Below are 23,884 nucleotides of genomic sequence, written 5' to 3' on the forward strand. Positions count from 1 at the left end.
CGTTAAGTCTGACTGAGAAGTTCCAGCGCCATCGACTTGAGATGTGGGGGGAGTGCAGGCGATCTCGCGTCTCGTGCCCAGCGTGCGAGCCGTGCCGCTTGTCCCGGATCGCCGGTGAGCTGGGCGACTCTGGCCAACCGCAGGGTGGCCGGGCCGTGCCCGTTGGTGCTGTTCTTGATGGCCTGCACCTCGGCTTTCGCCTTCTCGAATTGCCCGGCCGAGGCCAGCGCCAGTGCGTAGGCGGCGCGTGCCGGTGGCCGCCGCAGCGGCAGCACTCTCTTGAAGTCGCGGAGCGCGTCCTCAGGCCGGTTGAGGTCGGCGAACATCTGGGCGCGTGCGAGCAGGGCAGCGGTCAGATCGGAATCCTCGTTGAGGATCTCCCCCAGAATGGTCTGTGCGTCCTCCGGGTGTCCGCCGTACCACATCGCCCAGGCCAGGTCGGTCCGGATCAGGGAGTCGTTCGGGACCCGTCCCAGCGCTGCGCGGAATTCCGCGGTCGCGAGGGTGATGTGCCCCTGCGCGCGCCGTGACCTGCCGATGGCGGCGAGCATGCGGCCGATGACGGGTGCGACCTTGAAAAGTTCGAAGAGCGTGGCCGCTTTTTCGTAGTGTTCGATTGCGCTGGTGTAGAGCTCCTGGCTGAAAGCCACGTTGCCGAGGAACGCCTCGATCTCTCCCTTGATCTTGATGTCCTCGGCCCGGCTCAGCGCCTCCTGGGCCTGCACTCGGGCGAGCCGGAAGTTCCCTTCCCGGAACGCGTTCCCGGCCGCCGCGAGATAGCTCCGCGACGAACTCCGCGTGGGTGAGGCGTTCTGGAGGAAGCCCTCCACCAGATCCACCATGATCCCCTTGGCGATGGCGTGCCACCGGTTGCCGTAGTGGTCGGTGTAGGTGGCCAGGATGTCCGCCTTGACTAAGGCGTCGACGACCTCGTTGGGCATCTCCTCGGTGAGTGCCTCGCCCCGGTACACCGAGGTCCGCTCCTTGATGAAGTGCTCGTACAGCCAGCTGCGCAACAGGCCAGGATCGGTCTCCAGATGTCTTCGCGCGATCTCGGAGATCGCCCGCGCGACCGTGGTGGCCGGTTCGGCGCCGGTGGGGATGTGCCGTGCTTCGACGGTCCGTTCGCCGGGTCGGACGGCATTCCACAGGTCTACGCAGGCCAGTTGGAGTCGGACCAGGTCGAAGTCGTCGGCGGAGTGGGCAGGGAGTCTGTCGAGCAGCGCACCGGGCACACCCGGGGCGAAGGTGGAGCCGGTGCCCTCGACCGGGGCGGTGACCGCGCGGAGCGCGGCCGACCTCGTCATCCGGCCGAGCCGGACGACGCCTTTCGGCAGCCGGCGAAGTCGTGGGTCGTTCAGCAGTACATGGGATCGATCTTCGGTGATGGAGATCAGCAGATGAAGGTGGGGATTCTCGCTCAGGGCTTCAACGATCTGGTCGATGAACTGATCCTGATGGGAGCGGGCGGGTCCGGCGAAGACGTCCTCGAAGTTGTCGATCGCCGCGAGGACGACCACCTTCTCCCCCTCCTCGTCGAACGCGGGGGAATGGACGGTGCGGACGGAAGTCTCCGGGAAGAAGGCCGACAGGGAGAGGCCGATCAGTTGATCCGCCGGACGGTCTGGAGCCCAGGAGGAGAGCGCAGCGAGCGTGTAGGGGTTGGTCGACGCAGGCGTGCCGGGCAGGCCGGTACCGATCGAGACCTGGCTCACCGGAAGGATCTCGTTGACCGACCCGTCGATCAACGGGATGACCCCGGCGTTGATCAAGGAGGTTTTCCCCGACCCGTGAGGACCGCACAGCACGGTCAGCTGACATGATTGCCAGAGGTTGGCGGTGTCGTGTGACTCCTTCTCCCTGCCGAAGAACTTGGCGGCTTCCGTGGTCTGGAACGGCCTCAGCCCGACGTAAGGCTCGGGGCGCCTCACTTCCGAGCCGCCATCCTGTCGCGGAGTTCGGCGCAGAATTCTGCGGCGCCTCCCCAGTAGACGGTTATCTTCCAGTCCCCGTAATACCAGCGCAGCTGCTTCATCAGCTCTTCCACGCCCCATCCGTCTACTCCGGTTGCGGGCTCGAGCTGTATGCTGACGTGCTTTCTCTTGCTTATCCCGGGAATCGTCTTGTTCAGTTCCCGGAAAAGAATTCGGAATGACAGGTCCTGCAGGCTGTAGCCCATGAACAGGAGCGGTTGCCGCGTCAGCGCCTTGAGAACCGCAGGCGGAAGCATCTGCCGCTGTCCGGTGGCGGCTTCGGCGGAGAGCGTCCAGATGAATTCGTGGTAGTCGTCTTCGGCCAGGACGAGTGTCCCCGGGTCGGTGAGGGCGCCGTGCAGATGGTAGACGAGAGGGTTGTTCGGTTCCGGCTTCCAGACGGCGTCGCCGGAAACCAAATTCGCATCGGCCGGGATGTCCGAATTCCATGGGCAGATGGCGCTCGTCGGTGTTTTTCCCACCGCCATCAGGGAGCGTGCGATGAAGTCGTCGAAGTTGGTCGTCAGGAATATCGGGAGGTCGAAGCCGGCGAGAAGGCCATGGGGTTCGTGCGGATCGGTGAAATCGGGGACCCGGCCGACGTCGAGTTCGTCGCGGACGATCTCCTTTACGTGGGGCAGGTCGCCGAATTTCATGCCCCCGAACTGTATGACGTGGGGGAGATCCTCACTGTGCTTGCCGGTGTAGCCCCACCTGTCCGCCAATATGCGGCTCAGCGCCCGGCCGGAAGGCAGGACGCTGAGTGAAGCACCTGCGCCCACGAATGGGGTGCAAAGGCCGCGCTCCAGTTGATAGATGAGCCGATCCCAGTCGGCCTCCTCCATCATTTCCATCTTGCTCTTGTCCATCGACACCGCCTCGCACGCCTGGCTCGATCACAACTTTAGGTCAGTGCGGGCATCGTGGATGAGAACGTTTGATGTGGTTTGTTTGGGACGGTGATTAGGGTGCTGCGGCGGACCGTCAGATGAAGTTCTGGAATCCAGACGATGCGGGCCCCGGTGCCTCGACGAACATGTCGAGCACTCCTCTCAACGGCGCGTAGGCGATCTGGTTGATGTCGTCGAGAGCCGATGCTGCTTGGTTTTCTGCGGGGAAGTTGTCGTCCGAAATCATGGACTACTCCGCTTCTGGCTGGCCGTTGGTCTGGTTTGTGAATGCCCGAAATTCCGAGCATAGTGTTCCACTGTAGGTATAGCTGGTTTCATGGACTTTGAACATCATGGGAAAGCAAGGGTGAGCACTTCTTGTCCGGAGGTTTACCGTGGTCGAAACGTCGCATTCGCTGGGCGGTAAGCAGCCTGAGATCTTCGAGAGGGTGCCGCTGCGGAACGTTGACTTCACCGGTCGCGAAAGCCTCCTGCGGCGACTTCGTGAGGGCATCCGGTCGGTGACCGCCGTCATCCCCTTGCCGCAGACCCTTCAGGGCTATGGCGGCGTCGGCAAGACTCACCTGGCCATCGAGTACGCCCACCGCTATAGCTCGCACTATGACCTGATCTGGTGGATCCCGGCCGATCAGTACTATTTGCTGCCATCCGCGCTGGCGGCGATGGCGCCTCAACTCGGCCTGCCCCCCGCTTCGGCGGTGGGGGTGGAGGAAGCGGCCGAGGCGGTTCGCGTAGCGTTGCAGGATGGCGAGCCGTATGCGAATTGGCTGTTGATTTTCGACAACGCCGAAGACTCGCGAATCGAGAAGTACATTCCCCGCGGCCCCGGGCATGTGATCGTCACGTCACGGAATCCAAACTGGGATGACCGGTTTCGGTCTCTTCCGGTGGACGTTTTCACTCGGGAGGAGAGCGTCGAGTTCCTGACGAAAAGGCTCGGTTCCCGGATCACCAGCGAAGATGCCTACCGTCTGGCCGACAAACTTGGGGACCTCCCCTTGGCGCTGGAACAGGTCGGCGCCTTGCAACGGCGCATCGGCATGACGGTCGACGAATACATCGAGCAACTGGACCACCAGACCGCCCAATTGCTGGGAGCAGAACGGGCCAAGGACTATCCGCTGACGATGACGGCGGCCTGGCGGGTCTCCGTCTCGCTGCTGAACGAACATCTCCCGGTCGCGCTGAGCCTGCTCCGTTGTTGCGCGTTCTTCGGTCCCGACCCCATTCCGCTCGACGTCTTCCGGCGCGGGAACAAGGCCGACGCGGAGAGTCTGCGGGGGCTGCTCCGGAATCCGAGGATGTTCGACAAAGCCGTCAAGGAACTCAGCCGGCACGCGCTCATCCGCAACGACGCCGAAGCGCGGACCATCCAGGTGCACCGGCTGATCCAGGCGCTCCTCCGGAACGAACTCACCGAGGACGATCAGGAAGTGCTTCGGAAGGAAGTGCACAGCCTGCTCGCCGTCTCCGCGCCGAAGTTGCCGGACGAGATCACCCAATGGCGCGACTTCGCCGAACTGGTTCCCCATGTCGGCCCCTCGGGTCTGGTGGCGTCCGAAGTGGCTCAAGTCCGGAGCTTCGCGCTCGATGTCGTGCGGTATCTCTACTCTTCGGGCAACTACCAGTCGGCGCTGGAACTGGTCGACACGCTCATCGACGACTGGAAGAAGCCCCATGGCGACCATCCTGATGTCCTCCGGGCCCAGCGCCACCAGGCGAACATCATGCGCCGCATGGGTGACTACCGGAAGGTGTACGACCTCGATCGCCAGCGACTTGAGACGGTCCGGGCCGAGTTCGGCCCCGAGCACGAAGAGACGCTCATCGCCACCAACGGCCTGGGAGGGAGCATGCGGGCCAGCGGCGACTTCCGGGGCGCGCTCGAACTCGACGAGGAGTCGGTGGCCCTGCACGTACGGCTACTGGGAGACAACCACGTCCTCTCGCTTCGGGCCAAGAACAGCCTGGCCCTCGACTACGGGCTGAACAGCCGATTCGAGGAGGCCGCGGATCTGCACACCGAGGTCTACTTGGCGCAGAGCGAAGCGGCCAACCCGACCGCACCCGAGGTCGTCTTGCTGTCCTGCAACGGCATGGCCCGAGCGGTCCGGTTGACAGGGGAGTTCGAGGAAGCTTGCGACACTGGTGAGGCCGCGCTGGCGTTCGGCGTGCAGAAGCTGAGCCGAGACCACTGGGCCACGCTGATCACCGCCAAGGAACTGTCGATCGCACAACGCCGTGCGGGCGCTCTCGATCTGGCCATGGAGAACTCCCGGGACACACATCATCGGTTGAACCGGCTCTTCGGCCCTCGACATCCTGACACGATCGCCGCTGCCGTGAACGTGTCGAACATCCTCCGGGTCCGGGGCGACTTCGTCGGCGCCTTCGAACTGGCCGAGCAGATGTCGCAGCTCTATCCCACACAGTTCGGGGATGACCACCCCTTCACCCTCGGCTGCCAGGCGAACCTGGCCATCCTGCACCGGCTGCTCGGCAGGCCGGAGCAGGCGTTCGAGCTCAACGACGCCATCCGGCAGGCGATGACCGAGCGGATGGGCGCCTCCCACCATTACGTCTTGTCGTGTTCGGTGAACCTCGCGAGTGACCTGGCGACTCTGGGAGAGGCAGAGCGGGCCGTGCGTCTGGGCGAGGCCACTCTCACACGGCTCACCGAACTGTTCGGGGCCGATCACTTCCTCTCGATGGCGTGCGCGGCGAACCTCGCTCTCGACCGGCTGGCCCTGGACGCTCCTGACGCCGTGCGGTTGCAGGCGGATGTGGCGAACCGTTATCGGGTCAGGCTCGACTTGGGCCAGCCGGATGCGAAGACCGCCGCGGAGGGGCTGCGCATCAACTGCGACTTCGACCCGCTACCGATCTGAGGCGCCGTTCCGGGCCACCCAGTCGGCACGGTGGCTGTCGGCGGCCTTCCGGGCGGCCTTGACGCTCTCGTCGTCGAGCGGATCGGCCAGCAGTTCCTCCAGTCGGGTGCGCATTCCGTCGACGAAGGTCGTTCCGGCCTCCGTCAGCACGTGCTCCTTCATCAGGGTGTCGGTGACGTCCTCGACCGCCTCACGCCAACGCGCGAACTCGACCCTGCCCAGGCGGCCTTCGAAGGGATGCTCGCGCCGCCAGAACTCGACCACCCCCAGGTAGGCATAGGCCCCTTGCAGCAGCCCATGGGCCGGACGAGGGTCGGGGCGCCACGGCGCGTAGTAGCGGTCGGTTCTCTCGTAGCGGATCAGCGGGACCAGTTGCATGAGGGCGTCGAGCTTGGCGTGCTGGATCTCATGGGCGAGCGTCTCGGCCAGCCATGCAGGTCTGCCTCCGGGGGTGGACATGGCGATCGTGCCGAACGACTGGCGTGACGACGCACTGGCCACCCCGGATCCCTGACTCCTGATCGGTGCGATCGCCGAAATGATGGTCTCGACCTCGGCTGACACGACGGGGTGGCGTGCCTTGAGCACCTTCCAAGCCCCCCGGAGTTGAACGCCCCAGTCGGCTGCGGCCTGTTCGTCCAGGCGGGGTGCGACCTCCCCGGTCTCCGACCAGCGGTGGGGGTCGAGGTCGTCGAGGATCACCTCGAATCCGTCCGCCAGTTCGATCCGGTGGAGCACACGCCATCCGGGACCGTCGGCCGACAGGTCGAGATCCGCCGACCAGTCGCTGGCGCTGAGCCGGGTGCCGTCGACGTCGATCTCCGTCGCGGTGCCGGCCGGTGTCAGCAGCCCAAGCGAGGGGAGCATCAGCGTTCCGTCGTCGTCCATCACGACTTTGACATGACGGGACGCCCCGGCCGCGACCGTGGCCGCGACGGCGATGGCCCCCATCCGGCGCGGATCGAAAGATCCATGGGACCGTGCCGACTGGTAGACGGTCCAGGCCCAGGCCGTCACCGGTGGGTGGCGGATCACCTTGGCAACGACTTCGGGGAACTCCGCGGCCAGTTCTGAGATCGTTTCGTACGCGGCCGTGACGAGATCAGCCTGCGGGTGATTCGAAAGCCGGGTCTCCTCCATCACTCCTCGGAGGAGAGAAAGGCGCCGTCTGATCTGCAGGCCGTACAGTTCGGCGGCGGCGGTGGCGCCGCCGCCCCCTGTCGCGAGAGACCGGAAGGTCGCGTCGGACACGGTGGTCATGGGTGTCCCTTCAGCGGAGCGGTGTCACGAATGTGCTGTTCGCCGATGTGCGTTATCAGCTTGTACAGGTCAGGGCAGTAGACCGATGGATTGCGATAGCCGGTTCCGTCCGCATAACGGTGGGCGTAGAGGCCTCCTCCGCACACGTCTCTGATGACGCAGCCGTTGCACTCTTTGGAGAGTGCGGCGACGCCGAGTTGCCGTGCGACGATTCCAGGAAGTGTCAGCGCCCGGTCGAACGGATCGCGGAATACGTCGAGCCCGGTGAACGCCGCGCCCTCGGAGACGGATTTCAGAATGTCCGACTGCTCGATGGAGCCATCAGTCTCGATCACCAGCATCAGCGACGGCGACAGCCCCACGGATTCACATCTCGAAGGCATGCCGGAAAGCAGCCGGAGAATCTCCCGGAAAACGCGGACCTCGGTTTCGATCGCCGGCGCGTCGTGCCAATGATCGAAGATCGGTATCAGCCAGTCGGCGTAGGGGGTGACCGGGTTGTCGGTGTACCGGCCGGGAGGCGGGCCGGCCCAGTTTCCGTGGGGCAGGAGGAAGTCGATGCCCGGCGGGTCGAACTCCAGCAGGGCCCGGTAGGTCCGCAGGGGGTCGTTCCTGAGGTCGATCGTGCACAACAGTCCGGCGAAGAGGTGGTGGAAGGGACCGGCGGACAGCAACGCCAGCGACTTCGCGACGGCACCGTAGCTGCCCCGGCCGTCGGCGAACAGGCGCATCCGGTCGTTGGCCTCCTGGTAGCCGTCGAGGCTGACGCCGATTCGGATATCGAGCTCGTCGAAGAGCCGGAGCGCGGTCTCGTCGAGGCGGATTGCATTGGTCTGCATGCTCACCCGGACCCGCGTTCCGACGGTCGTACAGGCTGATCTGATCTTTCGCACGATCATGGCGAGCCAATCGGCCCCCGCGAGCAGGGGTTCGCCGCCGTGGAGGATGATGTCGACTTCCGCGACGTCATGCGCGCGGGCATGTTCCGCTATTCGCTCTGCGGTCTTCTCTACGACGGCGAGCGACATTTTCCGGGGTTGTGACCGCCATCCCTGGTCGGCCATCTTGTAGACATAACAGGATGGACAGGCCAGATCGCATCGACTATGTACTTTCAGGATGAATTGCTGGAAGGCCATTGGTCGCCAGCCGGAGGCCGCCAACTCCGTCACATCGAGGTTGTCCGGGAAGGCCTGTTCGGTCGATGGGGTCTCGGCTTCTCGCTTGTGGGGCAACCGCTTACACCCTTCACTCCGTCACCTGATTCCGCCGGTAGGTCTCACCGGCAGGTGCCGTGGTTCAGTCTCTCAGTGTCTCCCTGTAGTCCTTCGGCGTGCGGCTTTTACTAAAAAGGGGCAGACAAATCGAATATTAAATCCTGGCCATAACCAAAATCGGTGGGAGGGGATGAATATTTCGTGTCTTTGCACGTCAAGGCAGTCTTGCATAGGAAAGTTTCCTAATAAATACTCCCGATGACGATCCAACCCCCAGGAGGTCCCATGCTCCGCCGCGCACTCACCCTCCTAGCCGCCGCCACCCTCACCGCCACCACCGTCCTCACGGCCCCCGCCCAAGCCGTCATCGTCAACCTCAACTTCGGCCCGCTCAGCATCGGCGAATACTGCGCCGCCAAGGTCCACCCCCTGGCCTGGCTGGGCCTCTACGAGGCGAGCGGCCTCCGCTGCTACACCCCGCAGGGCTCGGGCCTGATCTTCCGCGGCACCGGTGACCCCTACATGGCCTGCAAACACCTCACGACCGACGTCATCGCGGGCGCCACCAGGATCGCCGGCGACGGTCTGAGCTGCCAGGCGGTCCGCTAGGAGGCGACCGGCGTGATCTGGAAAACGGCCGCCCGCCAGTTCCCCGCCTCATCACGCACCAGCGTCGTCGTCGCGTAGACGACCATCGTCCCGCGCGGAGAATCGATCTCCACGCGGGACGTGTGCACCGCGCCCGCGTCGGTCAACATCACCACCCGGTGCTCCGACTGCTCAGTACGCGTGTACGGGTTCTCGTTCTCCGCGAACCGACGCAAGATGGCCGCCCGGTCCGTCTCCACCCCCCACGGTGAGATCGACACCGGATCGTCGGTCAGGTACGCGTCGTAGAAGCCGGCGTCCCCCTCGCGGTTGGCCTTCCAGGCGAGTTCACTCAGTTCGATGATGTCCATGTCACATCTCTCTGCCGCATCTCGTTCTCTCTAACGTGGAACCGTATGTGGCATTCAGGCCAAGACTCGTCCGCTTGGCCTACGGCCTGCTGGGCGATCTCGCCGAGTCCGAGGACGTCGTCCAGGACGCCTGGCTGCGCCTGAACCGGCTCGGTGAGCAGCCCGAGGACATCGAGGGCTGGCTCGTGGTCACCGTCTCCAGGCTGGCCCTGGACGTGCTGAAGTCGGCCAGGAAGAGACGCGAAGAATACGTCGGCCCCTGGCTCCCCGAGCCGATCGTCGACGCCGACCCGGCCGACCGGGTGACCCTCGACGAGTCACTCAGCCTGGCCATGTTCGTCGTCCTCGAGAGCCTCAGCCCCGCCGAACGCACCGCCTTCGTCCTCCACGACGTCTTCGGCGTCCCCTTCGACGAGATCGCTCGGGCGGTGGGCCGGACCCCCGCCGCCTGCCGGCAGCTCGCCACCAGGGCGCGCAGGCACGTCCAGGAGAAGGCGCCGAGGTTCGACGTCGACGTGGCCGAGCACAAGCGGGTCGTCGACGCCTTCGCCCAGGCCTGTGAAGGAAGGGACATCGAGAAACTCCTCGCCGTGCTGGATCCCGATGTGGTCCTGCGCAGTGACGGGGGCGGGCTGGTCAAGTCGGCGCTGCGGCCGGTCCTGGGGGCGGACAAGGTCGCGCGGTTCCTCGTCGGGATCCAGAAGGGCGGGTTCCGGCCGGTCACGGTCAACGGGCTGCCCGGGCTGGTCCGTGACGATCAGCGGTCCGTGTTCGGGCTGGCGGTCAGAGACGGGCGAATCGTCGAGGTCGACATCGTCCGCAATCCGGAGAAACTGAGGAGTCTGAGATGAGAATCGATGTGGCGGAGCTGGCGCCCGAGGCGTACAAGGCGATGCTGGGGCTGGAGCGCTACCTGCACTCCAGCGGGTTGCCCTCGCGGGTGATCGAGCTGGTCAAACTGCGGGCCAGTCAGATCAACGGGTGCGCCTACTGCGTGCACATGCACAGCGCCGACATGAAGAAGTCCGGCGAACCGGACGAACGCATCTGGGGTGTGGCGGCCTGGCGCGAGACGCCCTCGTTCACGAAGGAGGAGCGGGCGGCGCTGGCGCTGACCGAGGAGGCGACCCGGCTCGCCGATGGGCCCGGGGTCTCCGATGCGATCTGGAACGAGGCGGCCGAACACTTCGACGACGGCCAACTGGCCGCGCTCGTCGTGGCCATCTCCACGATCAACGCCTGGAACCGCATCGCGGTGACGACCCACAAGGAGCCGGAAGCCTGAGCCCTACAAAGCCAGCGGGTCGGACCGCAAGGCCGGAGATCTGACCATAAAGCCAGCGGGTCCGACCGCAAATCCGGCAGTCCGACCCTCTGAAGCCAGCGGTCCGATCCCCATGAAAGCCAGGTGTCCGGCCCCCACTGACCCATGGGGCTGATCACCCACACGGTATGGCCCGGGACTAGACCTCGGGCCATATCGCCTTGTCCGGGCCCCGGAGGTCACCCGCTGCTCACATAATGTCCTGCGATGAACGCGCAACGTCACCACCCATTTGACGTCAGCGTCGTCGTTCCGGCCGCCGATCCCGTTCAGCTGGACAGGTGGCTGACGCACGCGCTGGCTTTGCGGGCCTCCAAAGAGATCCTCGTGGCCGACTCGCGGCTGGCCCGGCTCTATGCGAGCCTCCACCGCAACGTACACATCACGAAAAATCCCCTCAACGCCCTGACACGAGGCCGATACACCTACTTCGCCGGTGACCACCTCTCGCCCGTCGACCTCATGATCGAGACGGCCGACCGATCCGAGGCCGACCTGGTCGCCGTCGCGCCGCAGGCCAGTGACGACGCCTCGTTGTCCGACATCTACGACGACCTGTCCCTCGGCAAGCTGTTCCGCACGGGCTTCCGTGATCGCCTGACATTCACCGACGCGGCCGACTTCGTGGTGCACGCCTACTGTCACGCCGGGCGCATCGCCACGGTCCGGGGGCGGCAGCAGACCGGGCGGCACGACCCCGATCGCCTGGTCAGGAGGGTGCAGTCGCACCTTCCCCACGGGAACCTCCGCGATCAGCTGATCGCCCGGCACATCACCCGCGACGTGCTGCCCGACCTCGCCGAGCCCTTCCTGGAGGCCGACGACACGGCCAGGGACGCCATCGTGCGGGACGTCGCGCACCGCTGCGCGGCCTGGGTGACGCCGGGGGTGCGGGCCCAGCTCGACGCCGGCGACCGGGTCAGGCTGGCCTCGCTGCAGGATCATCGACGGCTGGAGCGGCTGGCGCGGATCTCCGAGGCGCCGCTGCACCGGGCGCTGCGCAACCTCGCCTGGGAGGGCGACGAGCTGCGCATCGAGTTCACCGCCGCTCTTGAAGGGTTCCCCGAGGCGGAGATCGGGCTGGTGCTGCGCGACGGCGATCCGCAGGACGTCTGGGACGTCTACGTCACCGCCGAGTGCGACGGGATCGTACGGCAGGCCCGGCTCGAAGGTGACCGTGACATCGCGCTGCCGGTGCGGTTCACCGACGATCTGGTGGCGCTGCCCTACCTCACCCATACGGGCACACTCAGCCTGCGGAAAGAGCGTCGTCTCATCCACACCTCCCCTTAATGCGAATGACTCGCAACTGCTCTATGGTTGTGGAAAATTCGTACAAAAGTGGAGGAACGCCGTGCACGTGCCTGATGGCTTCTTCACCGCGCCGGTCGCGATCGGCGCGGGCGTCGTCGCGGCGGCGGCGGTCGCCGTCTCGCTCAAGAAGGCCAGGACCGAACTCGACGACCGGACCGCGCCCATGGCGGGTCTGGTGGCCGCGTTCATCTTCGCCGTGCAGATGCTCAACTTCCCCATCGCGGCCGGGACCTCCGGCCACCTGCTCGGAGGGGCGCTGGCGGCGATACTCGTGGGGCCCTACACGGCGGTCCTGTGCGTGTCGGTCGTGCTGGCCGTGCAGGGGTTCTTCTTCGCCGACGGCGGGCTGACCGCCCTCGGGATCAACATCGTGCTGATGGCGATCATCCCCTCGGCCCTCGGCTGGGGGATCTTCCAGCTGGTCACGCGGGTGGCGCGGAACCGGGCCTCGGTGATCGCCGGGTCGTTCGTGGCGGCGCTGATCTCGGTGCCGATCGCCGCGCTCACGTTCGCGGTGCTGTTCGTGCTCGGCGGGACCGCGCCCATCGAGACGGGGGCGGTGTTCGCCGCCATGGGCGGCGTCCACGTGCTGGTGGGCATCGGTGAGGGGCTGATCACCGCGGTCACCGTCAGCAGCGTGCTCGCGGTCCGTCCCGATCTCGTGTACGGCGCCCGCTTCCTCACCAAGCCCCTCATCCTGAAGACCGCCACCGGCGAGCAGGTCATCGAGCCGGCCAGGCCCGAGCCCGCCAAGCCGCTGCGGCCCTTCCTCGTCGGCTCGGTCGCCGTGGCGCTGGTCCTGGCGGGCGTCGTCAGCTTCTTCGCCTCCTCCTCGCCCGACGGCCTGGAGAAGGTCGCCGAAGAGCAGGGCTTCAGCGGCGCGGCCACCGACCACGCCTTCGGCGGGTTCGCGCTGGCCGACTACGGCGACGTCGGTGGGATCCCCGTCGGGATCGCCGGAGTGGTCGGCGTGGTGATCACGCTGCTGGTCGGCGGCGCCATCCTCTGGTCGGTGCGCCAGAAGACGACGGCGGCGTGAAGGGGCTCTACCGGCCGGGCGACTCGCCGATCCACCGGCTGGCGCCGCAGTGCAAGCTGGTCGCCGTCGTGCTCTTCGCCGTCGTGGTGGTGGCGACGCCGCGCGAGCGGTTCTGGGCCTTCCTCCTGTACGCCCTGAGCCTCGCGGCCGTCACCCTGCTCGCGCGGATCCCGGTGGGCTACGTGCTCAAACGCCTGGCGGTGGAGCTCCCGTTCGTGGTGTTCGCGCTGGCCATCCCGTTCATCGGGGTGGGGGAGCGGACCGAGGTGCTGGGCGTGTCGCTCAGCGTCGCCGGGCTGTGGGCGGCCTGGAACATCCTGGCCAAGGCCACGCTGGGGGTGGCGGCCTCGATCCTGCTGGCCGCCACGACCGAACCGCGCGCCCTGCTCCTGGGGGCGCAGCGGCTCAGGGTCCCGCAGCTGCTGATCCAGATCGCCACGTTCATGCTGCGCTACCTGGAGGTCATCCTCGACGAGATGCGCCGCATGAAGGTCGCCAGGGAGTCGCGCGGCTTCACCCCGCGCGACGTCCGGCAGGCGCCCGTGCTGGCCAAATCGGCGGGGGCGCTGTTCATCCGGTCGTACGAACGCGGCGAGAGAGTGCACCTGGCCATGCTGAGCAGGGGATACACCGGCACGATGCCCACTCTCACGGACGGCGCGGCGCCGAAGGCCCAGTGGGCCATGGCCGCCGTGCTGCCCATCGTGGCCTCCGCCGTACTGTTCGTCTCATGAGCCTCGACGTCCGCGACCTGGCCTACGCCTACCCCGACGGCACCCAGGCCCTCTTCGGGGTCACCCTCTCGATCGCCCGTGGCGAGCGGGTGGCCCTGCTCGGGCCCAACGGCGCCGGCAAGACCACGCTGGTCATGCACCTCAACGGCATCCTCACCCCCGGCCACGGCGAGGTCAGCGTGGCCGGGCTGCCGGTCCGCAAGGAGAACCTCAAAGAGGTGCGCAGGAGGGTCGGCCTGATCTTCCAGGACCCCGACGACCAGCTCTTCATGCCGACCGTGCGGGAAGACGTCGCCTTCGGCCCGGCCAACATGGGCCTGCGCGGAGCCGACCTCGAACACGCGGTGGTCACGGCCCTGGAGAAGGTCGGCATGGCCGACGCGATCGACCGGCCGCCGCACCACCTGTCGTTCGGCCAGCGCCGCCGGGTCGCCGTCGCGACCGTGCTGGCCATGGACCCCGAGATCCTGGTCTTGGACGAGCCCTCGTCCAACCTCGACCCGGCCAGCCGCCGAGAGCTCGCCGAGATCCTGAAGAGCCTCGACGTGACGGTGCTGATGGTCACCCACGACCTGCCGTACGCGATGGAGCTCTGCGACCGCTCGGTGATCCTCTCGGGCGGGGTGATCGCCGCCGACGGGCCGACCCACGAGATCCTGGCCGACGGCGACCTGCTCGCCGAACACCGCCTGGAACTGCCCTACGGCTTCGCCGTCCCTACTCCTCCGGCACGTGGATGACGACCAGCCTGTCGGTCGCCTCCAGAGTCGGCACCTTCGCGTAGGGGATGACCTTCCCGCCCCGGACGACCGCCACGACCATGCCCTCGGCCGCGTCGCACGGGCCGCCCACCTCGCCCGGCCTGACCGGGCGTTCGTAGAGGTCCAGGCCGTGGCCGTAGGCGAGGAAGTCGTCGATCACCGTCGAGACCGCCGGGCTCTGGGTGGCCACGCCGAGCATCCGCCCGGCCGCCTCCGACGAGGTGATGACCACGTCGGCGCCGCTGCTGCGGACCAGCGGGTCGTTCTCCGCCTCGCGGACCGCCGCCACGATCGTGGCCTTCGGGTTGAGGCTGCGCGCGGTCAGCACGATCAGGGCGGTCGTGTCGTCGCGCTGGGTGGAGATGATCACCTCTTTGGCGGTCTCGATGCGGGCGCGCCGCAGCACGCTGCTGCGGGTGCCGTCGCCGACCACCCCGACCAGGCCGTCTTCGTTGGCCTCGGTGATCACGCCGCCGTGCGGATCGATCACCACGATCGAGTCGCGGCTCCGGTCGTTGTCGAGGAGGGTGCGCACGGCGGCCCGGCCCTTGGTGCCATAGCCGACGACCACGGTGTGCCCGGTCAACTTCGACCTCCAGCGGTTGGTGAGGAAATCTTCCCTGGTCCGCCGCGTGAGGACTTCCAGGGTGGTGCCGACCAGGATGACGAGGAACACGATCCGCAGCGGCGTGACCAGGACGATGTTGATCAGCCGTGCGGTGTCGGAGGTCGGGGTGATGTCGCCGTAGCCGGTCGTCGAGACGGTGACCGTGGCGTAGTAGAGGGCGTCGAGGAGCGAGACCTTGCCGTCGAAGCTGTCGCGGTAACCGTCGAGGTCGATCGCGACCAGCAGGAACACGGCGCCGAGGGCGGCGAAGGCGTACCAGATCCGCTGCAGGACGGCTCTGAGGGGGCTCACCTTTCCCTGGGGGAGCCGAATCCCGGCATCTGTCACAAGGCGATCTTACGGTTCAAGCACCTCACTCACGGTGATGCACCAGTAAAGTGGGCCTCGCGGATGGAGGTTCGACAATGAAACTGCGGCTTGCCCGGAGATCACTCTCCGGTGCCGTGGTGGTGGCCGTCGAGGGCGAACTCGACCTGTTCACCGCCCCATTCCTGCGTGACGAGGTGCGCGACGCGATCAAACAGGACGGCGCCGTGCTGGTGCTCGACCTCACGTCCCTGTCGTTCATGGACTCCAGTGGCCTGAGCGTGCTCATCGAGGCGTGGCGGCTGGCCACGAGCGAGGGCGGCGGCGTGACGCTCGCCGCGCCGCAGGCGCCGGTGGCGCGAATTCTCCGTACGACCGGGCTCGACCGGCGGATCAAGGTCTACCCCGACGTCGACACCGCGATTTTGGGCCACCCCGAGTAGAACTTCATTCGGTTCTTTGGTTAGGGTCCGCGTATGGACCTGAGGAACTGTGTAGCGATCATCTCCGGCGGTGCGAGCGGGCTCGGCGAGGGCACCGCACGTGAACTGGCCAAGATCGGTGCGACCGTCGTCATCGCCGACCTCAACGAGGAGCGCGGCAAGGCCCTGGCCGACGAGCTGGGCGGGATCTTCGTCCGCACGGACGTCTCCGACGAGGCCTCGGTACAGGCCGCCGTCGACGCCGCCGTCGCGCTCGGCAAGCCGCTGCGGGCCGTGGTCAACAGCGCCGGCATCGGCTGGGCCTCCCGGACCGTCCAGCGCGACGGCTCGCCGCACGACCTGGCGTCGTACAAGAAGGTGATCGACGTCAACCTGATCGGGACCTTCAACCTCATGCGCATCGGCGCGGCGGCGATGGCGAAGACCGAGCCCGCCGACGCCGACAACGCGCGCGGCGTGGTGATCAACACCGCCTCGGTGGCGGGCATCGAGGGGCAGACCGGGCAGGTCGCCTACTCGGCCTCCAAGGGCGGCATCATCGGCATGACCCTCCCGGCGGCCCGCGACCTGGCCGCGATCGGGGTGCGGGTGCTGACCATCGCCCCCGGCATCATCGACACGCCGATCTACGGCAGCGGCCCCGAGTCGGAGGCGTTCAAGGCCCACCTGTCGGCGCCGGTGCCCTTCCCCAAGCGCATGGGCACGGCCGCCGAGTTCGCCCACCTGGTCCGCTCGCTGATCGAGAACGACTACATGAACGGCGAAGTCATCCGCTTCGACGGCGGCATCCGCTTCCAGCCCAAGTAGGGGGAAACCCATGTCCGAAGAGGTTCTGGTCGAGGTCGACGGCAACGTCGCCGTCCTGACGATCAACCGCCCGAAGGCGAAGAACGCGGTCAACGGCGCGGTCGCGCAGGGCATCGCGGCGGCCGTCGACGAACTCGACGCCCGCTCCGACGTGTCGGTCCTGGTCCTGGCCGGCGCGGGCGGCACCTTCTGCGCCGGCATGGACCTGAAGGGGTTCCTGACGGGCGACATGCCGTTCGTCGCGGGCCGGGGCTTCGGCGGCCTGGCCGAGTCGCCGCCGAAGAAGCCGCTGATCGCCGCGGTCGAGGGCTACGCCCTGGCGGGCGGGTTCGAGCTGGCGCTGTCGTGCGACCTGATCGTGGCCGCCGAGACGGCCAAGTTCGGGCTGCCCGAGCCCAAGCGCGGCCTGATGGCGGCGGCGGGCGGCGTGATGCGCCTGCCTCGCCGGATCCCCTACCACGTCGCCATGGAGATCGCCCTGACCGGCGACTTCTACCCGGCGCAGCGCCTCTACGAGCTGGGCCTGGTCAACCGGGTCGTCGCCGAGGGCGAGGCGCTGGCGGGGGCCAAGGAGCTGGCCGGGCGGATCGCCCAGAACGCGCCGCTGTCGCTGGCCGGCACCAAGAAGATCGTCGTCGAGTCGATCGACTGGCCCCTCGACGAGATGTTCACCCGCCAGTCGGCGGTGATGGACCCGATCTTCAGCTCCAAGGACGCCATGGAGGGCGCCGCCGCCTTCGCCGAGAAGCGGGCACCCGTCTGGCGCGGTGAATGATCCGGGAATGATCGACCCCGTGGGGGGAACTGCCCGTTCATGGCGAGAACTGCGTACCGTGAGGGCATGAGCGACGGCATTCCCCCCACCACCCGGCAGAAGGTCGGCGGCCTTCTCGCCGGAGCCCTCGGCGCCGGACTGCTGGTTCTCCTGCTCGTGTGCGTGATGTGGGCCGTGGAGGTCGTCGACTACGTCGGCGACGGCTACCTCGACCACTACGGCATCATCGCCCACGAGCCCGACGGCCTGGCCGGCATCTTCGCCGCGCCCTTCCTGCACGCCGGCTTCCCGCACCTGATGGCCAACTCGCTGCCCCTGCTGATCCTGGGCTTCCTGGCCGCGGTCAGGGGCATCGGCAAGTTCCTGGGCGCCAGCCTGATCATCACCATCGTCAGCGGTCTCGGCGTGTGGGTGGTCAGCCCGCCCGGCACGCTCACCGTGGGCGCCAGCGGCCTGGTCTTCGGCTACTTCGGCTACGTCGTGGCGCGCGGCCTGTTCGACTTCCGGCTGCTCGACATCGTGCTCGGGGTGATCGTCGCGGGGCTCTACTGGTCGATCCTGTGGGGCGCGCTGCCCGGCGAGGCGGGCATCTCGTGGCAGGGTCACCTGTTCGGATTGATCGGCGGTGTGTTGGCCGCGTGGGTGCTGCGCCGCAGGAAGTCGTCCGTGACACGAGTCACGCCCGCCAGCATCGAATAGACACGATCGGATCACTGTTCGCATGGCGCGAGCTGCGGAGATCCTGACAGAATCGAGTTCGTGAACTTGGGGCCCCTGGAGCGCGCGATCATGGACGTTCTCTGGGACGCCAAGGAATCGCTGCTCATCCGCGAAGTGCAGACGCTGCTCAACCAGCGGGCCGAGAAGCCGTGGGCGTACACGACCATCCAGACGGTCGCCGAACGGCTGGTCCGAAAACGTTTGCTGTTCCGCACGGCCGAGCGCAAGGCGTTCCGCTACGGCGCCACCAAATCGCGCGAGGAACACCTGACCGAGCTGATGCTGACCGCGCTCGCGGAGAGCCCCGACCGCTCTCCGGTGCTCAGCAGGTTCGCGCAGAGCGTCGATCTCGACGACGCCCTGCGGCTGCTCGACGAACTGGCGCGGCGGGCCGGGCGGGCTCAGGTGGAGCAGCCGCCCGGCTGGGTTCCGCCGCCTACTCTCGACTGACTAGAGGCGCTCGACCACGTAGTCGACGCAGACCGTCAGCGCCTCGACGTCGGCCGGGTCGATGGCCGGGAACATCGCGATGCGCAGCTGGTTGCGGCCGAGCTTGCGGTAGGGCTCGGTGTCGACGATGCCGTTGGCCCGCAGCGTCGCCGCGACCTTGGCGGCGTCGACCGAGTCGTCGAAGTCGATCGTGCCGACGACGTTGGAGCGCTGCGCCGGGTCGGCCACGAACGGGCTCGTGTAGGACGTCTTCTCGGCCCACTGGTAGAGCCGCGCGGCCGAGTCGGCGGTGCGCGCGGTCGTCCAGGCCAGGCCGCCGTTGCCGTTCATCCAGTCGAGCTGGTCGGCCAGCAGGAACAGCGTCGCCACGGCCGGGGTGTTGTAGGTCTGGTCCTTCGACGAGTTGTCGACCGCCACCGGCAGGCTGAAGAACTCGGGGATGTACCGCCCGGAGGAGGCGATCTCGTCGACCCGCGCGAGCGCGGCCGGGGAGAACAGGCCGATCCACAGGCCGCCGTCGGAGGCGAAGCTCTTCTGCGGCGCGAAGTAGTAGACGTCGGTCTCGGACACGTCGACGTGGAGGCCGCCCGCCGCCGAGGTCGCGTCGACCAGCACGAGCTGGCCCTCGGAGCCGACCCGGTTGATCGGCATCGCGACGCCGGTCGAGGTCTCGTTGTGGGTCAGGGCGTAGACGTCGACGCCCTCTTCGGCGACCGGCAGCGGGTGGGTGCCCGGGTCGACGGAGATGATCGTCGGGTCGCCCAGCCACGGGGCCTTCTTGACGACGGTGCCGAACTTCGAGGAGAACTCACCGAAGTGCAGGTGCTGCGACTTCTCGCGGACCAGGCCGAAGGACGCGATGTCCCAGAACGCGGTGGTGCCGCCGTTGCCCAGGACGACCTGGTAACCCTCCGGGAGGGAGAACAGGTCGGACAGGCCCGCGCGGACCCGGCCCACCAGGTTCTTGACCGGCTTCTGCCGGTGGGAGGTGCCCATCAGGGCCGCTCCGGAGTCCGCCAGGGCGGCGAGCTGCTCGGTGCGGACCTTGGAGGGCCCACAACCGAAGCGGCCGTCGGCGGGCTTGATGTCATTGGGGATCACGATGTCAGCCACGGACCCAACTTTAGTGAGGTCACGAATCAGTCTCCGACGCGGTCCAGTGGTTGAGATGCGGAAGTGCCGTAACCACCGTGGAATGGGCGCGTACAAAGAAATGCGAAAGGCCCGCGCCCTGACGGACGCGAGCCTCACATGAGAGAACCTCAGACAGGGGTGATCTCGGAGCTGCCCGGCACCTCGCTGAGCGAACGCGAGGCCGGCCCGGTGTAGGTGGCGCTGGGGCGGACGAGCCTGCCCGTGCGCTTCTGCTCCAGGATGTGCGCGGCCCACCCGGCGGTGCGGGCGCAGGTGAACATCGAGGTGAACATCGACGAGGGCACCTCGGCGAAGTCGAGGATCACCGCCGCCCAGTATTCGACGTTGGTCGCGAGCACCCGGTCGGGCTTGCGGGCGTGCAGCTCTTCGAGCGCGGCCGTCTCAAGTGCGGCCGCGACCTCGTAGCGGGGCGCGCCCAGCTCCTTGGCGGTACGACGGAGCACTCGCGCGCGCGGGTCCTCGGCCCGGTAGACGCGGTGTCCGAAGCCCATCAGGCGCTGACCCGAGTCGAGCTCGTTCTGCACCCACTTGCGTGCGTCACCGAGCTTCTCCGCGCCTTCGAGCATGTGCAGCACGCGGGCCGGAGCCCCGCCGTGCAGCGGACCCGACATGGCGCCGACGGCACCCGAGAGCGACGCGGCCACGTCGGCGCCCGTGGAGGCGATGACGCGGGCGGTGAACGTGGAGGCGTTCATGCCGTGCTCGGCGGCCGAGACCCAGTAGGCGTCGATGGCCTTGACGTGCTTGGGATCGGGCTCACCGCGCCAGCGGACCATGAACCGCTCGACGATGCTCTCGGCCTGGTCGACCCGTTCCTGCGGAACCGGCGGCAGGTCGACGCCGCGGGCCGACTGGGCCACGAACGACAGTGCGGTCACCGACGCGCGCGCGAGGTCGTCGCGTGCCTGCGTGTCGGAGATGTCGAGCAGCGGGCGGAAGCCGAGAGCCGGCGCCAGCATGGCGAGCGCGCTCTGGACATCGACCCGGATGTCACCGCTGTGGACTGGAACGGGGTACGGCTCAGCCGGGGGCAGCCCCGGCAAAAACTCGTTGTCGACGAGCAGGCCCCACACGTTCCCGAAGGAGACGCGGCCCACGAGTTCTTCGATGTCGACGCCCCTGTACCGCAGGGCGCCCCCTTCTTTGTCCGGTTCCGCGATCTCCGTCTCGAAAGCTACGACGCCTTCGAGCCCGGGTTTGAAGTCGGACATTCCCGGCCGCCTCCCTCTCTTGTGAAGTCCAAAGCCTTGATGTCGAGATACCGGCGGGTCAATTTAACCCCCAGGGTTGTGGCGGGTCGCCTCCGGTCCCTCCCAAACGCCGTCGTCCCTGGTTAGGGCTGGTGTGTCCGACGTCTGTCAAGCGCGCAAGAATACCGTTCCGTGGACAGCGCATCGCACCTCGCCGGGCTCCGGCGCAACTACCAGGGTGATCCCCTGCTCGACGTGGCCGACGACCCGATGACGCAGTTCGCCGTCTGGTTCGACGACGCGGTGCGGGCGGAAGTTCCGGAACCCAATGCCATGGTGCTCGCCACGGCGTCGGCCGGGGGAAGACCCTCGGCCCGGACAGTTCTGCTGAAAGGCGCCGACGAGCAAGGTTTCACGTTCTTCACCAACTACGAGTCCCGCAAGGGCCGCGATCTGGCCGAGAACCCCCGTGCTGCCCTCGTCTTCCCCTGGCATGCCATGAGCCGCCAGGTCCGCGTCGAGGGCCGCGTCTACCGGATCTCCCGCGACGACACCGCGGCCTATTACCGCAGCCGCCCGTACGGCTCCCGCATCGGCGCCTGGGCCTCACGACAGTCGGCCGTGGTTCGCAGTAGAGAACAGCTCGAAGAGCGCTACCGGGAACTCGCGGAACGGTGGCCGGAAGATCCGCCGGTGCCCGACTTCTGGGGCGGCTACCTGGTGATGCCGGGCGAGATCGAGTTCTGGCAGGGCCGCGGAGACCGCATGCACGACCGCCTGCGCTACCGCCGGGCGGGATCGGGCTGGACGGTCGAGCGCCTGGCTCCCTGACGGTTGTCCACAGGGTGTGCGCGGCCCGGGTGAGATTGTCGGCCGGGGGCGGGAGGATCGGGCCCACCCACAAGGGCGGGGCCGCCACCAGGACATACCCGGAAATAGGTGATATTTCCCCCATGAGTAGGGTGTCCACCCGTGAGCAAGGTGAGGCGGGCACTCGAACGGCACTTCGCGGACACCCGCCCAGTGAAGATCCCCGCCTACCGGCGCCTCCTGGCCGGGCAGGCGGTCGGGTTCATCGGGTTCCAGCTCACCGGCGTCGCCGTGGCCGCCGAGATCTACTCGATCACCAAGTCGTCGTTCTGGGTCGGGATGATGGGGCCGGTCGCCCTGGTCCCGCTGGTCGTCTTCGGTCTGTGGGGCGGCGCGGTCGCCGACGCCATGGACCGGCGGAAGCTCCTGCTGATGAGCTCGCTGTGCACGTGGGGCGCCACGATCGTCCTGCTCGTCAACGCGCTCACCGCCAAGAACATCTGGGTGATCATGGCGGCGGTCTTCGTCCAGTCGAGTGGGTTCGCGGTCAGTTCGCCGACTCGGCAGGCCGTCGTCCCGAGGCTGGTCCCCAAAGACCTCGTCCCGGCCGCGAACACGCTGAGCTTCCTGTTCTCCAGTCTCGGCTCGGTGCTGGGCCCGCTGCTCGGCGGGGTGATCCTGGCCACGACCGACTTCTCGGCCGCGTACGCCATCGACGCCGTCCTGTTCACCGCCACCCTGTACGCCTCCTACCGGCTCCCCGCCCTCGAACCCCTCGGCGAGGTGACCGCCCCCGGACCGAAGGCCGTGGCCGACGGGCTGCGCTACATCTGGACCAGCCCGATCGTGCTGATGAGCTTCGCGGTCGACATCGTGGCGATGGCCTTCGCGCTGCCGAGGGCGCTGTTCCCCCAGATGGCCGCCGAGCGGTTCGACGGCTCGGAGTTCGCCTTCGGCTGGCTGTCGGCCTCGATCGCCCTCGGCTCGGTCGTCGGCGGCGTCTTCTCCGGCTGGGTGGGGCGCGTACGACGCCAGGGGGTGGCCCTGACCATAGTGATCGCCCTGTGGGGCCTCAGCGTGGCTCTGGCGGGCCTGGCCGAGCCCCTGTGGCTGTGCGTCGCCCTGCTCGCGGTCGGCGGTTTCGCCGATCTGGTCTCGGCGGTCTGGCGGCAGACGATCCTCCAGACCTATGCGCCGGACGAGATGCGCGGGCGGCTCCAGGGCGTCTTCTTCGTCGTGGTGGCCGGCGGGCCGCGGCTCGGCGATCTCCGGGCGGGGGCCACCGCTTCGGCGTTCGGGCTGGTCCCGGCGTGGGTCGGGGGAGGATTGCTGTGCGCCGTGAGCGTCTTCGCGGTCGGGCTTTCCGTGAAGTCGTTCCGCAATTACCGGGTCGGTTCGTAGCCAGGAAGCTTTTCGGTCGTTCGGCTGTTGCCCAAGGTGCTTTCCCGGACCAGTAAGGTCGGCGGGAACGCGCTTGTGGGTCGTAGCATCGAACAGGACCGGGGAGGATGACCGTTGACCGCACACGGCCTGATCGACACGACGGAGATGTATCTCCGCACGATCTTCGAGCTCGAAGAGGAAGGGATCGTCCCGCTGCGCGCCCGGATCGCCGAGAGGCTGCAGCAGAGCGGTCCCACCGTGAGCCAGACCGTCGCCCGCATGGAGCGCGACGGGCTCGTCAAGGTGGAGGGTGACCGCCACCTCACGCTGAGCGAGGCCGGTCGCAAGCAGGCGATCCGCGTCATGCGCAAGCACCGTCTCGCCGAGTGCCTGCTGATCCAGGTGATCGGCATGCCGTGGGAAGACGTCCACGTCGAGGCCTGCCGCTGGGAACACGTCATGTCGGAGCAGGTCGAGGTCCGCCTCGTGGCGCTGCTCGGCAACCCGACCGTCTGCCCCCACGGGAACCCCATCCCGGGGCTGGAAGAACTCGGCGCGTCCGGTTTGACGGAAATTGAGCCGGTCTCGCCTATGGCCGACATCGCAGGGCCCAGAGATATACCCGTAGTCGTGCGGCGAATTAGCGAACAAGTGCAAAGCGATCCCGCTGTGATGCTTAAACTCAAGCAAGTTGGGATACAACCCGGACGCGAGGTGACGCTCGCGGCGAGCGACGACGGTGTGCGGGTGACTGGTGACGAACAGGCTGACAACAACCTCGCGGAGCTCTCCCGTGATGTCGCCGCGCACGTTTTCGTCTCCAAGCGCTGATCCCCA

25 protein-coding genes are annotated in these 23,884 nt (G+C 67.4%); 16 read left to right on the top strand and 9 right to left on the bottom strand.

Going from position 1 to position 23,884, the window contains the following annotated elements; translation table 11 throughout:
• Positions 1-2: 2 nt before the first annotated feature.
• The 3 genes from ACYQ78_RS30535 to ACYQ78_RS30545 all read right to left on the bottom strand — a co-directional run bounded on the left by ACYQ78_RS30535 (position 3) and on the right by ACYQ78_RS30545 (position 3,110).
• Positions 3-1,931 (bottom strand): tetratricopeptide repeat protein, encoded by a 1,929-nt coding sequence (locus tag ACYQ78_RS30535; protein WP_459804412.1) that lies wholly within the window; start codon positions 1,929-1,931, stop codon positions 3-5.
• On the bottom strand, positions 1,928-2,842 hold the full coding sequence (locus ACYQ78_RS30540; protein WP_459804413.1) for an SIR2 family NAD-dependent protein deacylase: 915 nt from the start codon (positions 2,840-2,842) through the stop codon (positions 1,928-1,930). Before ACYQ78_RS30540 ends, ACYQ78_RS30535 begins: the two co-directional genes overlap by 4 nt.
• Before the next feature lie 115 nt (positions 2,843-2,957).
• Positions 2,958-3,110: a hypothetical protein gene (locus ACYQ78_RS30545; RefSeq protein WP_459804414.1), complete on the bottom strand. Its 153-nt coding sequence runs from the start codon at positions 3,108-3,110 to the stop codon at positions 2,958-2,960.
• Positions 3,111-3,258: 148 nt separating this feature from the next.
• Between ACYQ78_RS30545 and fxsT the strand changes: the two genes are divergently transcribed.
• The gene (gene fxsT / locus ACYQ78_RS30550) at positions 3,259-5,772 is read left to right on the top strand and encodes an FxSxx-COOH system tetratricopeptide repeat protein (protein ID WP_459804415.1); all 2,514 of its coding nucleotides are present in this window, start codon (positions 3,259-3,261) and stop codon (positions 5,770-5,772) included.
• Here fxsT and ACYQ78_RS30555 read toward each other — a convergent pair.
• Both ACYQ78_RS30555 and ACYQ78_RS30560 read right to left on the bottom strand, forming a co-directional pair.
• Positions 5,761-7,032 (bottom strand): aKG-HExxH-type peptide beta-hydroxylase, encoded by a 1,272-nt coding sequence (locus ACYQ78_RS30555; RefSeq protein WP_459804416.1) that lies wholly within the window; start codon positions 7,030-7,032, stop codon positions 5,761-5,763. The genes fxsT and ACYQ78_RS30555 overlap by 12 nt on opposite strands.
• Entirely contained in the window at positions 7,029-8,267 is a 1,239-nt protein-coding gene (locus ACYQ78_RS30560; protein WP_459804417.1) for an FxsB family cyclophane-forming radical SAM/SPASM peptide maturase, read from the bottom strand. Before ACYQ78_RS30560 ends, ACYQ78_RS30555 begins: the two co-directional genes overlap by 4 nt.
• A 267-nt stretch (positions 8,268-8,534) precedes the next feature.
• Here ACYQ78_RS30560 and ACYQ78_RS30565 point away from each other — a divergent pair, with 267 nt between their 5' ends.
• Entirely contained in the window at positions 8,535-8,858 is a 324-nt protein-coding gene (locus ACYQ78_RS30565; RefSeq protein WP_459804418.1) for a hypothetical protein, read from the top strand.
• Here the strand turns inward: ACYQ78_RS30565 and ACYQ78_RS30570 are convergent.
• A complete protein-coding gene (locus tag ACYQ78_RS30570) occupies positions 8,855-9,208 on the bottom strand; it encodes a nuclear transport factor 2 family protein (protein ID WP_459804419.1) in 354 nt (117 codons plus the stop codon). The genes ACYQ78_RS30565 and ACYQ78_RS30570 overlap by 4 nt on opposite strands.
• Before the next feature lie 47 nt (positions 9,209-9,255).
• Between ACYQ78_RS30570 and sigJ the strand changes: the two genes are divergently transcribed.
• The 6 genes from sigJ to ACYQ78_RS30600 all read left to right on the top strand — a co-directional run bounded on the left by sigJ (position 9,256) and on the right by ACYQ78_RS30600 (position 14,359).
• Positions 9,256-10,059: an RNA polymerase sigma factor SigJ gene (sigJ, locus tag ACYQ78_RS30575; RefSeq protein ID WP_459804420.1), complete on the top strand. Its 804-nt coding sequence runs from the start codon at positions 9,256-9,258 to the stop codon at positions 10,057-10,059.
• Positions 10,056-10,493: a carboxymuconolactone decarboxylase family protein gene (locus ACYQ78_RS30580; RefSeq protein ID WP_459804421.1), complete on the top strand. Its 438-nt coding sequence runs from the start codon at positions 10,056-10,058 to the stop codon at positions 10,491-10,493. The genes sigJ and ACYQ78_RS30580 overlap by 4 nt, the downstream gene beginning before the upstream one ends.
• 246 nt (positions 10,494-10,739) lie before the next feature.
• Positions 10,740-11,825 (top strand): hypothetical protein, encoded by a 1,086-nt coding sequence (locus ACYQ78_RS30585; protein ID WP_459804422.1) that lies wholly within the window; start codon positions 10,740-10,742, stop codon positions 11,823-11,825.
• Positions 11,826-11,886: 61 nt separating this feature from the next.
• Positions 11,887-12,885 (top strand): energy-coupling factor ABC transporter permease, encoded by a 999-nt coding sequence (locus ACYQ78_RS30590; RefSeq protein WP_459804423.1) that lies wholly within the window; start codon positions 11,887-11,889, stop codon positions 12,883-12,885.
• Positions 12,882-13,619 (top strand): cobalt ECF transporter T component CbiQ, encoded by a 738-nt coding sequence (cbiQ, locus tag ACYQ78_RS30595; protein ID WP_459804424.1) that lies wholly within the window; start codon positions 12,882-12,884, stop codon positions 13,617-13,619. Before ACYQ78_RS30590 ends, cbiQ begins: the two co-directional genes overlap by 4 nt.
• Entirely contained in the window at positions 13,616-14,359 is a 744-nt protein-coding gene (locus tag ACYQ78_RS30600; RefSeq protein ID WP_459804425.1) for an energy-coupling factor ABC transporter ATP-binding protein, read from the top strand. Before cbiQ ends, ACYQ78_RS30600 begins: the two co-directional genes overlap by 4 nt.
• Here ACYQ78_RS30600 and ACYQ78_RS30605 read toward each other — a convergent pair.
• Positions 14,337-15,299 carry a potassium channel family protein gene (locus ACYQ78_RS30605; RefSeq protein ID WP_459804426.1) on the bottom strand — a complete coding sequence of 321 codons (963 nt, stop codon included), beginning with the start codon at positions 15,297-15,299 and terminating at the stop codon, positions 14,337-14,339. The two genes, ACYQ78_RS30600 and ACYQ78_RS30605, sit on opposite strands and share 23 nt — an antisense overlap.
• 113 nt (positions 15,300-15,412) lie before the next feature.
• Between ACYQ78_RS30605 and ACYQ78_RS30610 the strand changes: the two genes are divergently transcribed.
• The 5 genes from ACYQ78_RS30610 to ACYQ78_RS30630 all read left to right on the top strand — a co-directional run bounded on the left by ACYQ78_RS30610 (position 15,413) and on the right by ACYQ78_RS30630 (position 18,509).
• A complete protein-coding gene (locus ACYQ78_RS30610) occupies positions 15,413-15,757 on the top strand; it encodes an STAS domain-containing protein (RefSeq protein WP_030451563.1) in 345 nt (114 codons plus the stop codon).
• A gap of 33 nt (positions 15,758-15,790) precedes the next feature.
• A complete protein-coding gene (locus tag ACYQ78_RS30615; protein WP_459804427.1) occupies positions 15,791-16,564 on the top strand; it encodes an SDR family NAD(P)-dependent oxidoreductase in 774 nt (257 codons plus the stop codon).
• Between the two features lie 10 nt (positions 16,565-16,574).
• Positions 16,575-17,339 (top strand): crotonase/enoyl-CoA hydratase family protein, encoded by a 765-nt coding sequence (locus ACYQ78_RS30620; protein WP_459804428.1) that lies wholly within the window; start codon positions 16,575-16,577, stop codon positions 17,337-17,339.
• Positions 17,340-17,405: 66 nt separating this feature from the next.
• Positions 17,406-18,038: a rhomboid family intramembrane serine protease gene (locus ACYQ78_RS30625; protein ID WP_459804429.1), complete on the top strand. Its 633-nt coding sequence runs from the start codon at positions 17,406-17,408 to the stop codon at positions 18,036-18,038.
• Positions 18,039-18,098: 60 nt separating this feature from the next.
• A complete protein-coding gene (locus tag ACYQ78_RS30630; RefSeq protein WP_459804430.1) occupies positions 18,099-18,509 on the top strand; it encodes a BlaI/MecI/CopY family transcriptional regulator in 411 nt (136 codons plus the stop codon).
• Here ACYQ78_RS30630 and serC read toward each other — a convergent pair whose 3' ends face one another.
• Both serC and ACYQ78_RS30640 read right to left on the bottom strand, forming a co-directional pair.
• Entirely contained in the window at positions 18,510-19,622 is a 1,113-nt protein-coding gene (gene serC, locus ACYQ78_RS30635; protein ID WP_459804431.1) for a phosphoserine transaminase, read from the bottom strand.
• Positions 19,623-19,771: 149 nt separating this feature from the next.
• Positions 19,772-20,875, bottom strand: a complete 1,104-nt coding sequence (locus ACYQ78_RS30640; RefSeq protein WP_459804432.1) for a citrate synthase 2 — start codon at positions 20,873-20,875, stop codon at positions 19,772-19,774.
• Positions 20,876-21,046: 171 nt separating this feature from the next.
• Here ACYQ78_RS30640 and pdxH point away from each other — a divergent pair, with 171 nt between their 5' ends.
• The 3 genes from pdxH to ACYQ78_RS30655 all read left to right on the top strand — a co-directional run bounded on the left by pdxH (position 21,047) and on the right by ACYQ78_RS30655 (position 23,878).
• On the top strand, positions 21,047-21,685 hold the full coding sequence (pdxH, locus tag ACYQ78_RS30645) for a pyridoxamine 5'-phosphate oxidase (protein WP_459804433.1): 639 nt from the start codon (positions 21,047-21,049) through the stop codon (positions 21,683-21,685).
• A gap of 141 nt (positions 21,686-21,826) precedes the next feature.
• The gene (locus ACYQ78_RS30650) at positions 21,827-23,065 is read left to right on the top strand and encodes an MFS transporter (RefSeq protein ID WP_459804434.1); all 1,239 of its coding nucleotides are present in this window, start codon (positions 21,827-21,829) and stop codon (positions 23,063-23,065) included.
• 114 nt (positions 23,066-23,179) lie between these two features.
• The gene (locus tag ACYQ78_RS30655) at positions 23,180-23,878 is read left to right on the top strand and encodes a metal-dependent transcriptional regulator (protein ID WP_459804435.1); all 699 of its coding nucleotides are present in this window, start codon (positions 23,180-23,182) and stop codon (positions 23,876-23,878) included.
• The last annotated feature ends 6 nt before the right edge of the window (positions 23,879-23,884 follow it).

The organism is Herbidospora sp. RD11066, from assembly GCF_054661255.1.